Source organism: Rothia sp. P5766, assembly GCF_048513555.1.
Lineage (GTDB): Bacteria > Actinomycetota > Actinomycetes > Actinomycetales > Micrococcaceae > Rothia.
In genome coordinates, this window is record NZ_JBLXXS010000007.1 from 1 (window position 1) to 12,140 (window position 12,140).

At 57.4% G+C, this 12,140-nt stretch carries 12 protein-coding genes; 9 read left to right on the forward strand and 3 right to left on the reverse strand.

Features of this window, described 5'->3' with window-relative positions:
- The first annotated feature begins 140 nt into the window (after nt 1-140).
- Nucleotides 141-1,550 (forward strand): phosphatase PAP2 family protein, encoded by a 1,410-nt coding sequence (locus ACN08V_RS04780; protein ID WP_419104729.1) that lies wholly within the window; start codon nt 141-143, stop codon nt 1,548-1,550.
- 101 nt (nt 1,551-1,651) lie between these two features.
- Here the strand turns inward: ACN08V_RS04780 and ACN08V_RS04785 are convergent, their stop codons facing one another.
- The gene (locus tag ACN08V_RS04785; protein WP_419099214.1) at nt 1,652-2,566 is read right to left on the reverse strand and encodes an MBL fold metallo-hydrolase; all 915 of its coding nucleotides are present in this window, start codon (nt 2,564-2,566) and stop codon (nt 1,652-1,654) included.
- A gap of 228 nt (nt 2,567-2,794) precedes the next feature.
- Here ACN08V_RS04785 and gluQRS point away from each other — a divergent pair, with 228 nt between their 5' ends.
- The 6 genes from gluQRS to ACN08V_RS04815 all read left to right on the forward strand — a co-directional run bounded on the left by gluQRS (nt 2,795) and on the right by ACN08V_RS04815 (nt 8,319).
- Nucleotides 2,795-3,766, forward strand: a complete 972-nt coding sequence (gluQRS, locus tag ACN08V_RS04790; protein WP_419104730.1) for a tRNA glutamyl-Q(34) synthetase GluQRS — start codon at nt 2,795-2,797, stop codon at nt 3,764-3,766.
- Nucleotides 3,767-3,771: 5 nt separating this feature from the next.
- Nucleotides 3,772-4,713, forward strand: a complete 942-nt coding sequence (locus ACN08V_RS04795; protein WP_419104731.1) for an EamA family transporter — start codon at nt 3,772-3,774, stop codon at nt 4,711-4,713.
- Between the two features lie 261 nt (nt 4,714-4,974).
- On the forward strand, nt 4,975-6,474 hold the full coding sequence (gene putP / locus ACN08V_RS04800; RefSeq protein WP_419104732.1) for a sodium/proline symporter PutP: 1,500 nt from the start codon (nt 4,975-4,977) through the stop codon (nt 6,472-6,474).
- A 216-nt stretch (nt 6,475-6,690) separates the two neighbouring features.
- Nucleotides 6,691-7,644, forward strand: a complete 954-nt coding sequence (locus ACN08V_RS04805) for a 1,4-dihydroxy-2-naphthoyl-CoA synthase (RefSeq protein ID WP_419104733.1) — start codon at nt 6,691-6,693, stop codon at nt 7,642-7,644.
- A 155-nt stretch (nt 7,645-7,799) separates the two neighbouring features.
- A complete protein-coding gene (locus ACN08V_RS04810; protein WP_419104734.1) occupies nt 7,800-8,054 on the forward strand; it encodes a type II toxin-antitoxin system Phd/YefM family antitoxin in 255 nt (84 codons plus the stop codon).
- 7 nt (nt 8,055-8,061) lie between these two features.
- Nucleotides 8,062-8,319, forward strand: coding sequence for a Txe/YoeB family addiction module toxin (locus ACN08V_RS04815; protein WP_419104735.1), 258 nt, complete (start codon nt 8,062-8,064; stop codon nt 8,317-8,319).
- Nucleotides 8,320-9,280: 961 nt separating this feature from the next.
- Here ACN08V_RS04815 and ACN08V_RS04820 read toward each other — a convergent pair.
- Nucleotides 9,281-9,511, reverse strand: a complete 231-nt coding sequence (locus tag ACN08V_RS04820; protein WP_419104736.1) for a hypothetical protein — start codon at nt 9,509-9,511, stop codon at nt 9,281-9,283.
- A 2-nt stretch (nt 9,512-9,513) separates the two neighbouring features.
- Nucleotides 9,514-9,684, reverse strand: a complete 171-nt coding sequence (locus ACN08V_RS04825) for a hypothetical protein (RefSeq protein ID WP_419104737.1) — start codon at nt 9,682-9,684, stop codon at nt 9,514-9,516.
- Between the two features lie 112 nt (nt 9,685-9,796).
- Here ACN08V_RS04825 and ACN08V_RS04830 point away from each other — a divergent pair, with 112 nt between their 5' ends.
- Together ACN08V_RS04830 and ACN08V_RS04835 are read left to right on the forward strand one after the other, a co-directional pair.
- A complete protein-coding gene (locus tag ACN08V_RS04830; protein WP_419104738.1) occupies nt 9,797-11,050 on the forward strand; it encodes an AMP-binding protein in 1,254 nt (417 codons plus the stop codon).
- Between the two features lie 87 nt (nt 11,051-11,137).
- The gene (locus tag ACN08V_RS04835; RefSeq protein WP_419104739.1) at nt 11,138-12,055 is read left to right on the forward strand and encodes a 1,4-dihydroxy-2-naphthoate polyprenyltransferase; all 918 of its coding nucleotides are present in this window, start codon (nt 11,138-11,140) and stop codon (nt 12,053-12,055) included.
- Nucleotides 12,056-12,140 lie beyond the last annotated feature (85 nt).

Here is a 12,140-nt window from a genome sequence, read left to right on the forward strand (position 1 = left end):
AGGCCCCCCGGGCTGCGCCCCCCCCCCCCGTACCCCCCCGGCCGGGGCCCCCCCCCAGAGCCCCAAGCCCCCCCAGTCCTCCTCCCCCCCCCCCCCCCCATAAGGGCCCTACCGCCGTAGAGGATGCAGACGCGACAGTTGTGCTACCGGTATCCGCCCAGCAAACAGCGCCCCAGAGCTCCCAAGATAGTGCACCTACCGCCCCTCTCGGAACCTTTGATCCCGATCCCGATGCGACCCTTGTTCTTCCCTCAAGCCGCCCAGCAGCCCCCGCCATGGCTGACCCTACCGTGCCACTCAAACGCGATGAGCTCAAAACCAAACTGCAAGAAAGCGGTTTACAGGGAATAAACGCCGCCAAAACTGGTTTAGCCACTGCAAAAGCAAAAGCAATGCAGACAGCTGAGCGGGTCAGGCAGGAACGCGCAGCACGCGCAGCAAGTAACGCCCAAGAACGCCCGGTAGCCCAGCAAACTCCAACGGCGCAGCAAGCCCCCTTGACTGCCCAGCGCCAGCCCCGGCCCCTCTATGCCCCGGCTCACACTGCGCCCGCCCGCTCCTACCAGCAGGCCCAGCCGCTACCGCCCCACATGCTGGGGGTACCCGGCCAGCCGGTCGAAGCACATGCAGGCGAGAACTCACCCTCCGGCCGACTCCAGATGCTCACCCCGTCACATATCAGGCAGACCAGGCCCTCCCTCTGGACCCTCATCCAGCACTTCTTTGCCGCCGGAACCCTCTTCTTCCTCATGGTTGCCGCTTTCTTCTTCTTCGTCGGGACATCCATTGGCCAAGAACTCGATGAAGTCTCCTTCCAGGAGTTTTCCTACCAGTTCATGACCTACACCGACCAGACATCCAGCCTACTCGACTCCATCCCGGCCGCAGCGGGAATTATTGCGGCCGTTGGAATCCTCTTTGTACTGGTCTGGAAGCACCGTTTCCTCCCGGCGCTCGTAGGCCTGGGCATGGCCTTGGGCGCTAACCTCTCAAGCCAGGTGCTCAAAAATTACATCATCGTCAAACCTGACCTGGGCATCCAGGAAGCCCTCATTAACTCTGCCCCGTCAGGTCACACAACCTTTGCGGCAGCCTCCGGTCTAGCGCTCTTCCTGGCCTCGCCTAAACGGTTCCGGCCCACTGTTGCCCTCCTGAGCATGTGCTTCACCGTAGCAGCAGGTTATTCAACCGTCATCAACGGCTGGCACCGCCCCGGTGATGTCATAACAGCTATCACCCTGACCGGGCTCTGGGGAGTCCTCGGCCTTGTGATACTGCGGTTCATGCGCTCCGAAGAACTCGATATGAGCAACACCCAGCGTTCAGGTCTCATCCTGGTCCCGCTGCTCTCCATTTCAGGGTTCTTTGTTGGTTTTTGCGCCGCCGCCCTCTATTGGGTCACCTACACCAACCCGATTCCCGGTTCAGCCTTTATGGCAGCGCTCTGCCTCATCGCTTCGGTGGCAGCCTTTACCACCTGCATCCAGGTTGCCCTGCTCCGCCCACAGAATAAGCAACGTAGCGCCTACAAGCGGGTATGGGCCTACTAAAAATTTCTATACCTGAATAAGACGGATGGCCGCCCTTTGGGCGGCCATCCGTCTATCAAGCTATTTCTGTGCAGGTTCTGCCGGCCTCTGAGGCTAAAAGCCTAACCCCGGCCCAGAGTAATAGGTCCGGTCAGACCACTAGCGACATTCTCCTGGAAGGTAGCCTCAGAAAGGCCCTGACCCTGAGCCTCAAAAGCCTCAAGTTTGAGCAGACGATCCAGCAAAATACGGGTGGAGCCCCCCGAGTACGGTAGCTGGTACATAGAAGCTGTAGTAGCACCCTTAACCTTTTTCAGGGCAGAGTCAGCGATGCTTTGGATAGCATCTTCCATAGTGCTAGCCATACGCTCAATAAAGGAACTCTCCACGGGATTACCGTGACCCGGAACAAAAATCCGGTACCGGTCCAAACCAGCAAGGGTTCTCAGCGTGCGCACCCAGTGTTGAGGGTAAGAATCGTCAAAGGCAGGATCAGAGCCCTGCTCTACCAGATCGCCGGTGAAGAGGACATCGTCCACACCCACCAGCACGTCACCGTCGGTATGGGCAAGACCCAGATACATAAGAGTTACCGCGCGCTCACCGAGCTCAACACGGGTAAAAGCCGGGCGGTTACCGTCACCGGGGAGCAAACGGTTGGGAGTCACAAGTTCGGTGTTGGGGCCCTGATCGTGCGCCATCTCCGGCTCCAGGACCTCAACATAAAGACGCTGGCGGTCACCATAGGCCTCAATAGCGCGGGCCGCTCGGGGGTGAGCCCAGAAATCGTCCACACCGTCGGCTTTAAACACAGCATTGCCCATAAAACGGTCGAAGTGGGCATGGGTGTTAACGACTACCAGAGGGAGGTCAGTCACCCGGCGCACCGCTCGCAGAATCTCCGCGCCCTGACGTGGGCCTGCACCGGTTTCAACCACGAGTGCTTTCTCGGTTCCCACAATGAGCCCCGAGTTCAGCCGGTAGTTGTCCGTTGAGATCTGATAGATACCATCGGCAATTTCAATAGTTCTAGCCATACTCTCTAAGGTACTTGAATTCTGAAGGTCGCTCCCCCCTTTATTAGCTTCTGAGGGGCTTATTTCTTGACACACTCCCCTACGTGAAACTGCCTAGCCATGTCAGCGCAATCTTTTGTCACATATTCACCACAGTGATTTATGCCCGATTCTGAGACATGAGACCCTAAGAGGCCCCTATTTCCCCCTAGAAGCGCAGGATGGCCCTGTCCCAGCTACACTGGTTGCATGCCTCAAACACACCCCGACACCCTCCCTCCCTGCGGTCGCTATGCGCCCTCACCATCGGGTGACCTGCACCTGGGGAACCTCCGCACGGCCCTCCTGGCCTGGTTATTCGCTCGCTCAGCCGGGGGCAGGTTTGTCATGCGCGTTGAAGACCTCGACCGGGTTAAGGCAGGGGCTGCTGAAGGCCAGCTTGCCGACCTCGCTGCCCTAGGCATTGACTGGGACGGTAAGACCCTCTACCAGAGCACACGACTACCGGCCTACCGGGCCGCTGTGGAGAAGCTACTAGCGGAAGGTCTGGTCTATGAGTGTTTCTGCACCCGCCGCGAAATCCAAGAGGCTTCCTCAGCTCCTCACGGTGCACCGGGCGCTTACCCCGGCACCTGCCGCAAGCTGACTGAAAGCGAACGCGCCGCCCGTCGCGCCCAACGACCGGCCGCCCTTCGTCTGCGAGCGCACACTGATTCTTTCACCGTCACCGATTACTTCGCGGGGAGTTATACCGACGCTGTAGACGATTTCGTGCTGGTGCGTAATGACGGCACCTACGCTTATAACCTGGTCTGCGTTGTCGATGACGGCTATCAGGGTGTGACCCAGGTGGTGCGAGGCGATGATCTGCTCTCCAGTGCGCCCCGACAGGCCTACCTGGCAACCCTGCTAGGCCTTGGGGTGCCCACCTACGCGCATGTGCCACTAGCCCTAAACACCCAAGGCAAGAGGCTAGCTAAGCGGGATGGCGCTGTCACCCTTGCCCAGTTACAGGCAGCTGGGGTAAGCCAGGCTGAGATTCTACGGATGATTTCGGGCTCTATCCCGCTCCCCCCGATCACTGCTTCAGGCGGTAATACCAGCACCCCGCATCTGCCTGAAAGCGCCGCTGAAATGCTCAGCGTCTTTTCACCGGACAAGATTGGCCGGGCCCCCTGGATCGTGGTTGATCCCCTCCTGGAAAGTACCTGCTGCCTATAAAGCCTATGAGTAACCCAATAGTTCAGAACCCCAAAAGCCTGCGTGAGCGTATCCCCGCCGAACACCGGGGTACGGCTGCCTTCCTGCTGATTTTGACCGGCTCGCTGGGAATCCAAATATCGGCAGCTATCGTATCCCCTCTCTTTGAGAGCCTGGGGGCCAGCAGGGTGGCGGCCCTCCGTACCCTCATTGCGGCGGTTGTTCTCTGGGTCTTGGTGCGCCCTAATCCCCTGGCCCTGGGTAAAAAGGATGCCTGTCAGGTACTGGTGTACGCTCTAGTCCTAAGCCTCATGAGCGTCTGCTTTTATAATGCTGTGCACTACATCCCTTTAGGGGTTGCTGTCACTTTTGAGTACCTAGGTGCTTTCACGGTAGCTCTTCTAGGAGTAAGGAGGCTCCGCGACGGGGTCTTTGCCCTGGTAGCCCTAGTCGGTGTAGTCCTGATTGCCGGTCCCACGCTAGCAGGTGGTTATCACCCCCTGGGCTTTATCTGGGCGCTAGGAGCGGCAACTGCCATGGCAGGCTACACTCTCTATTCGGCGCGGTTGGGTTCCGCATCACCAGCCACCAGCGGACTCAAGGGCACGGCTCTGTCCCTAGCTTTATCTGCCATGCTCATGCTCCCCCTCTCGCTTCCCGCTGTGCCAGAACTCGACAGTGGCACCTGGTTCAAGCTGGCGCTCTCCGCCATTATAGGTGTGGCGCTGGCCTACTCAGCCGATAATATCGCCGGCCAGCTAACCAGTGCCGCCGTTATTGGCGTCCTCTTCTCTATCGACCCGGTAGTCGGAGCCGCAGTAGGAACTGTCTTGCTCGGTGAGATACTCACCCCCTGGTCCTACCTGGGGATTCTGCTGGTGGCGGCCTCCGGGGCCTACATTGTATGGCGCACCAACCGCTTGGCGATCGCCCTTAGCGCCGCCGTCAACGGACATAGCACATCCTAAGGGTGAGTAGAAAAATGAGGAATTGCTAAGCCCAGCTCAAGGCTGGTCATCACAGATTCGAAAGCATGGGAACCTGCAGGAGAAAGTGTCAAAATGACCTATAAGGTGTAAGCTAACCCACAGGCTAAAATCTTAGGTTTGACCTAGCTTCAAGTAACCTCACAAGGGTACTTGTCACCTGACCATACCCACACCAGTGCCCCACCGCCGCCGTAACTATGGCTGGCCTCTATGGGAGCGCGTAACATCCAAGAGGAGCTCATGAGCAACACCACCTACCAGTTGGTGGCCCTGGCCATCTACTTTGCCGCCATGATTGGCATCGGCATCTGGGCCAAAACCAAAAACAACAACCTCGATGACTATGTTCTCGGCGGTCGCTCCCTCTCCCCAACAGCCGCCGCTCTCTCAGCCGGAGCCTCAGACATGTCCGGCTGGCTACTCATGGGACTGCCCGGCGCGCTCTACATCACTGGCCTGGCAGAAGCCTGGATTGCAGTCGGCCTGACCATAGGTGCCTGGCTCAACTGGAAATTTGTTGCTCCCCGTCTGCGGAGCTACACCGAAGTATCGCGGAACTCCGTGACCGTCCCCAGCTTCTTCCATAACCGTCTGCGCGACCCCTACGGGGCCATCCGCATCTTCTCTGCAGTGGTTATCCTGATCTTCTTCACTTTCTACGTGTCCTCTGGCATGGTGGCCGGTGGTGTTTTCTTCCAGTCCACCTTTGGGGGCAACTACCACACCGGCATGGTGCTGGTGGCAGGCATTACCATGCTCTACACGCTCTTTGGTGGCTTCCTGGGTGCCACCTACACCGACATGGTTCAGGGTCTGCTCATGCTCGTAGCGCTCATTGTTCTACCTATCATGGCGCTCTTCTATGTGGGCGGCTTCTCGGGCCTAGAAACCACCATCGAGTCCGTCAATCCCACGGCTCTTTCGCTCTTTGCAGGCACCAGTCTGCTGGGTATTCTCTCCTCCATGGCCTGGGGCCTGGGCTACTTCGGGCAGCCCCACATTATCGTGCGCTTTATGGGTCTGCGCACCGTAGCTGATGCCCGCGCCGGCCGCCGTATCGGAATCTCCTGGATGCTAGCGACAATTATCGGCGCTATGAGCGCCGGTCTGATCGGTATCGCCTACTTTGCCCGTCACCCTGAGGCTCAGCTAACCGACACCAAAAACGCTGAATCAGTCTTTTTGGATATGTCCCAGTATCTCCTGCACCCCCTTCTCGCAGGTTTTGTTTTGGCTGCCGTTCTCGCTGCCATCATGTCTACCCTGTCTTCCCAGCTAGTTGTCTGCTCCTCAGCGCTGGCTGAGGACCTCTACAAGCTCACCAGCAAGGGCAAGGAGCTCTCCGCTTCCAAGGGGCTGTGGCTGGGCCGCGGTGCTGTTTTAGCTGTTGCTCTCATTGCCGCCGCCCTGGCCTGGAACCCGGATTCGTCGGTCCTGTCCCTGGTGTCCTTCGCCTGGGCCGGCTTCGGTGCCGCCTTTGGCCCCATCGTCCTGCTTTGCCTCTACTGGCGTAAGCTGACTGTCGCCGGTGCGGTTGCCGGTATGCTGGCAGGTACAGCAACCGTCTTCATCTGGGGTTACAACGACACCCTCTCCGGTTACATGTATGAGATTGTCCCCGGCTTCCTGATTAACCTGCTCGTGGCCTACCTGGTCTCGATAGCCACCTACAAGGGTGACTCCGTTCAGGCCCAGGAAATCAACCAAGAGTTCGACCGCGCCGTGGAACTTACTCGCTAACAAGCGCCTCAGCCAAGAGATAAGACAGCCCCGCTATCTGCCCCAAGGCAAGGATAGCGGGGCGGTTTTATGTCCATTCCTAACAGCAGGTACAGCAGTGGCAAGCGCCCCTCTTGCCCGGCTCGCTCACACTCGCTGGGCAATGTATTCCAGCCCCCAACCAGCTTGCCTGCCCCCGTGCGCCTGCTTCTGTACTTGCCTGGGTAAACTGGTGGCATGACTAACCAACTTCCCGCACAAGTTTCCGATATTTTTGACCCCCACTCCTGGCGACTGGTCGAGGGCTTTGAAGACCTTACAGACATCACCTACCACCGGCAGGTAGAACGCAAGACTACCGGCGAAATTGTGCGGGACCTTCCCACCGTACGGATCGCTTTTGACCGCCCCGAGGTCCGCAACGCCTTCCGCCCACACACCGTTGATGAGCTCTACCGGGTACTGGATCATGCCCGCATGACCTCCACCGTGGGCACCGTACTTTTGACCGGTAACGGCCCCTCACCCAAGGACGGCGGCTGGGCCTTCTGCTCCGGCGGGGACCAGCGTATTCGCGGCCGCGATGGCTACCGCTACGCCGAGGGCGAGACTCGCGACTCCATCGACCCTGCCCGCGCGGGCCGCCTGCATATTCTGGAGGTCCAGCGCCTGATTCGTACCATGCCCAAGGTGGTCATTGCCCTGGTCTCCGGGTGGGCGGCAGGAGGTGGACACTCCCTGCACGTGGTCGCGGACCTGACCATTGCCTCTGAGGAGTACGGTAAGTTCAAGCAGACCGACGCAACCGTGGGCTCTTTTGATGCGGGTTACGGCTCGGCACTATTGGCGCGGCAGGTGGGCCAGAAGTTTGCGCGCGAGATTTTCTTCCTGGCCAAGGAGTACGATGCCCAGCGTATGTACGAAATGGGTGCGGTGAACGAGGTAGTGCCGCACGCTGAGTTAGAGAAGAAGGGCCTGGAGTACGCGGCGCATATTGCGCGCCAGTCGCCGCAGGCTATCCGTATGCTCAAGTTCGCCTTTAACCTGCCCGATGACGGCATGGTGGGCCAGCAGGTCTTTGCCGGTGAGGCAACCCGTATGGCTTACATGACCGATGAGGCGGTAGAGGGCCGCGATGCCTTCTTAGAGAAGCGTGATCCTGATTGGGAAAGCTACCCCTACTACTTCTAGGGCTTCTGTTCCCCACCGGTTTTACCCAGATGCGGGGTTTCCTGTCGAATGCGCGGCTTTCTCGCGCAATTGGAAGGAAACCCCGTATTTCTTTGCGCACTTTACCTTGTCGAATAGGTTCAGCATAGGTACAGTTTCCTGTACAGGAGGATTTTATGAAAACTATGACCTACACAGAATCACGTTCTAGATACGCCCAGGTACTTGATTCTGTGGTTGATGACCGTGAAGAAGTAATCATTACCCGCGCTGGGCGCGAACCTGCCGTAATTCTTTCCCTGGCCGAGTACGAGTCTCTCAAGGAAACAGCTTATCTTTTGCGTTCCCCCGCCAATGCACGCCGCTTACTTAACTCAATTGAGGAGCTTGAGTCTGGTGAGGGCAAAACTCATACCCTTGCAGAAGGTTAGCGAGCCTATGAAACTGTTGTGGAGTGAGAGCGCCTGGGAAGATTACTTGTGGTGGCAGGCCCAGGACCGTAGGGTGCTTAAACGGATCAACGCCTTGCTCAAAGATATTCAGGGCAATGGCAATGAGGGCATTGGCAAGCCGGAAGCTCTGCGCAATAATCTTTCGGGGTACTGGTCCCGCAGAATAACAGAGGAGCACAGGCTGGTTTATAAAATCGTTGACGACACTATCAGAATCGCGGCAGTCAGGTACCACTACGAATAGCCTCAACGAAAAATCAGATGGACGCACCAAAACTCGGCTTTTACAAGGCAGTGGATAGATTCAAACCTCTAGGATTCGGGGAGAACTTGAAGTTATTTTCGACAGTGGCAGAGGGATGAGGGTCAAATTGCTTTTCCCAGGTACAGGAAATTATCGAGCAACGAAGTATAGTTAAAGTTAAAAATATCAAACTTTAATTTCTGATGATTACTTGCGCTCCTGGTAAAACCCAGAGAATCAAGCTTGATACAGCTTAGGTCGCCCAAAAACCTCCGTAAGTTTAAGATTCACATTGATTATCTCCAGCTAGCTTGTTTATCGACTCTAAAACATGGTCATTAACAACGAAGTTTAAAAAATTTGAAAACTGAATCTGTATTTCATTCAGGCCTTCCTTAAGCCGTCCAACACAGGAAGTCCTTTATATACAGTTTCTAGTGCCGATTCGAAGTCACTCCAATTTGGTGCACCATCGTCTTTCAAGCCCTCCATTTTTCAAGAAGTAAATTTTCTTCATTAAAATTACTCATTTTTAAAAAAATAATAGAATGACTCAAAAGAGGTGGCACACTTACTCCCTACATGTTTAAGAGCAAATATATCAAAACCGTTTCCAACCAGAAACACAATTCGATTATCAATTTCATTTCCCACCAGGCCCTCCTAGAACTACCGGCGTTCAATAATTATGTGATATAAATTCAAACCACTAAATCCCTGAAGATAAAGCAGTATTTGCTGTTGGCCCAGGCTCCTTTTCTTAGGAGCACAGAGTTGGGGGTACAAGCATCTATCGGGTGCAGGGATGCCCTTTGCTTATGTTTTGAGGCTCCCGAGCAAGGATTATTCCCTTATCATCAAGAATGCGCTCACGTATTTTCGCTGTATTCCTTCCACCTGCGCGGTTTCTCTCGCGCAACTGAAAGGGGGCCTCCGCATGTCGGTGCGCAAGAGGGAACAGCTACTCTGCCTCTTGCCCACCCTGAGCGCGGCGGCGGTCGATGGCCTGTTCTTCAAATTCCAGCTCAATGACGCGCAGCTTATTCTTGCGCACCCACGTCAAGAGCACCACAATGGAGAAAACAAAAAGAGTCAGCACTGCCACCAGGTAGACCAGGCCAACAATAGTGATAACCAGTTCACCAGTAGTGGGTGCCAGCGGGTTAGCCCCGTCTGCAAGAGTCAGACTCATGGCTACTTACCTCCCCTAGCATCAAGGTCCTGTCCCAAGCCCAGGCGCTTACGAATTACCCGGATCTCAGCTTTGTTCTTCTTGTGGAAAACCAGCATGGCCCAAAAGACCAACCCAAAGAACGCTAGCTGGATTAGCAAGGCAAAGACCCCACCAGCACCAATAGAAAACACTATTTCCCTTTCTTCTACCAGGGGCCACCCCTAGCATTACTGTTACCCACAACACTATCAAGCGGATTGGGCTAAGAGCCACTCACCGCCCAGGCGTAAACTGGAGAACATCATGCACACACACCAGCTCACCCCCCTACCTGCACCGCCCCTACCCAGCCCGGGCTCCGCCGTCATGGTGGATGGGGCACCAATCGGTGCAGTAGAGGAACAGGTGGAGCGTTCCCTGGCCCTCTTTGGTAGGGCCTTTAGGCAGGTTGATGAAAACCCCACCACTCCGGCGCTTGTCGTAGCCACCAGCGGCTCTACCGGTCGGCCTAAAAAGATTGTGCTCTGCGCAGGTGCCCTCCAGGCTTCTGCCGACGCAACCAGCAGGGTAACCGACTGCAGTTCAGCCCAGTGGCTCCTAGCTCTACCGGTCCACTATGTTGCCGGTGCCCAGGTGCTAGCCCGCTCAGTGCTGGCAGGTACCCGGCCCGTACTCACCCGTTCCATTGCTGAGGGAACCAGCTTTAGTGCCCGCGACTTTGTAGATAGTGCAGAGCGGCTCACTGCCCGCGAGCGGCTGGTATCCCTCGTGCCGACCCAGCTCCACCGGCTGCTTGAAACACCGGATGTCGCCCTGCGCCAGGCCGCAGTGGACGCCCTGCGTTCCTTCTCGGCTGTTCTGCTCGGTGGTGCTCCCTCCAGCGCCCAGCTGATCGCGACGGCCCGGCAACTGCATCTGCCCGTTATCAGAACCTACGGTTCAGCCGAAACCGCCGGGGGCTGCGTCTACGAGGCTACCCCCCTGCCCGGTGTGTGCGTGCAGATAGAGCCGGCGGAAGATACCAGCGCACCCGGCAGAATCTGGTTGGGCGGGCCGACCATTGCCAGCGGCTACGCGCAGGACCCCCAGCGCACAGCCGCACACTTTTTCATCGACCCCAGCGGCACCCGCTGGTACCGCACCGACGACCTCGGTAGTTTTGATGCCGCCACCGGCAGGCTCACCGTGCAGGGGCGAAGCGACGACGTGCTCATCTCCGGTGGTATCAAAACAAGTGCCCGGCAGGTGGCCACCGCTCTCGAAAGCCACCCGCTCGTTCAGGAGGCCCTGGTCTTTGGGCTCCCCGATCCTCGGTGGGGTCAGGTTATTTCCGCCGCCGTGACCCTAGCCGGAGCAAACGATGCAGCCGCCAACCACCGGCCTGAAAACCTGGACAGCGAACTGATGGAGTGGGTTGCCCAGCAGCTGGGCCCGGCCTCAGCACCCAAGCTCATTGACTTCTTCCCGCAAGGCTTCCCTATCCTCAGCACGGGCAAACCCGACCGGAAAACAGTCAAGGACAACCTGGCCACGCGGTGGGCCTCACGCACCGGCTAAACCCCTAGCCCAGTAAAAAGTGGGATAATAGGGTGTTTATGTGGGCTATCCCCGCCAATTACCCCGATAAAGTACAAGGAGCAAGCAGTGGCAACAGTTGCACAGTGGATTGAAGGAGCGCGCCTACGCACCCTCCCCCTGGCCGCCGCACCCATCATTGCTGGCTCCGCCGCCGCCTACGAAGTCAAGGAGTTCAGGCCAGAACGGGCTCTACTGGCCTTTCTGGTGGCCTTTTTCTTACAGGTGGGAGTCAACTACGCCAACGACTACTCCGACGGCGTTAAAGGAACAGACGAGGTGCGCGTTGGCCCCCTGCGCCTGGTCGGATCGGGAGTTGCCAAGCCCTACCAGGTCAAGCTGGCGGCCTTCCTCTGCTTCGGTCTTGCCGGGCTGAGCGGCCTGGGGCTGATCATGCTCTCCCAGCAGTGGTGGTTCCTGGCCATCGGTGCTTCTGCGGTACTGGCGGCCTGGGGTTATACCGGCGGCAAGCACCCCTACGGCTACCTGGGTCTAGGCGATATCTTTGTCTTTATCTACTTTGGTTTGGTCGCTACCCTGGGTACGATGTTCACCCAAACTGCCCAGCTTACTCTCACCGCCTGGGTTTGTGCCGTGGCTATGGGGCTCTTCTCCTGCGCCCTGCTCATGGCCAATAATGTCCGTGATATACCCACCGACATTGAGGCCGGCAAGAGGACCCTGGCTGTCCGCCTGGGGGACAGGGTTTCACGCTTGACCTACACCGTAGAGATGGCCCTGGGCTTAGGTTTAACTGTTCTGCTGGTCCCCAGTAATCCCTGGTTTGTTCTCACCTTTATTTTGATTGGCCCGGTTGTTCATTCCTGCCTGGTAGTGCTCTCCGGTGCCCTGGGGCTGCAGCTCATTCCCGTGCTCAAGCAGGCGGGCTTTATAGCCCTCTGCTACTCAATTTTTATTGCCCTAGCGGTGATACTCCACCCCTTAGAGATCTTCGCGGAGCGGGCTACGGTCTTTACCGGTTACTAAAGCCAGCTGGTGATTCAGAGCCCGCATAAGATAAGTACCCCATCAACGCATCAGGGACGCCCCGGTGGAGCGTCCCTGATAGTGT

Bases quoted from the DNA above. Each gene is read 5' to 3' on its own strand.
- ACN08V_RS04830 (WP_419104738.1), top strand. From the start codon at position 9,797: ATGCACACACACCAGCTCACCCCCCTACCTGCACCGCCCCTACCCAGC.
- ACN08V_RS04805 (WP_419104733.1), top strand. From the start codon at position 6,691: ATGACTAACCAACTTCCCGCACAAGTTTCCGATATTTTTGACCCCCAC.
- ACN08V_RS04795 (WP_419104731.1), top strand. From the start codon at position 3,772: ATGAGTAACCCAATAGTTCAGAACCCCAAAAGCCTGCGTGAGCGTATC.
- gluQRS (WP_419104730.1), top strand. From the start codon at position 2,795: ATGCCTCAAACACACCCCGACACCCTCCCTCCCTGCGGTCGCTATGCG.
- putP (WP_419104732.1), top strand. From the start codon at position 4,975: ATGAGCAACACCACCTACCAGTTGGTGGCCCTGGCCATCTACTTTGCC.
- ACN08V_RS04810 (WP_419104734.1), top strand. From the start codon at position 7,800: ATGAAAACTATGACCTACACAGAATCACGTTCTAGATACGCCCAGGTA.
- ACN08V_RS04820 (WP_419104736.1), bottom strand. From the start codon at position 9,511: ATGAGTCTGACTCTTGCAGACGGGGCTAACCCGCTGGCACCCACTACT.
- ACN08V_RS04785 (WP_419099214.1), bottom strand. From the start codon at position 2,566: ATGGCTAGAACTATTGAAATTGCCGATGGTATCTATCAGATCTCAACG.
- ACN08V_RS04815 (WP_419104735.1), top strand. From the start codon at position 8,062: ATGAAACTGTTGTGGAGTGAGAGCGCCTGGGAAGATTACTTGTGGTGG.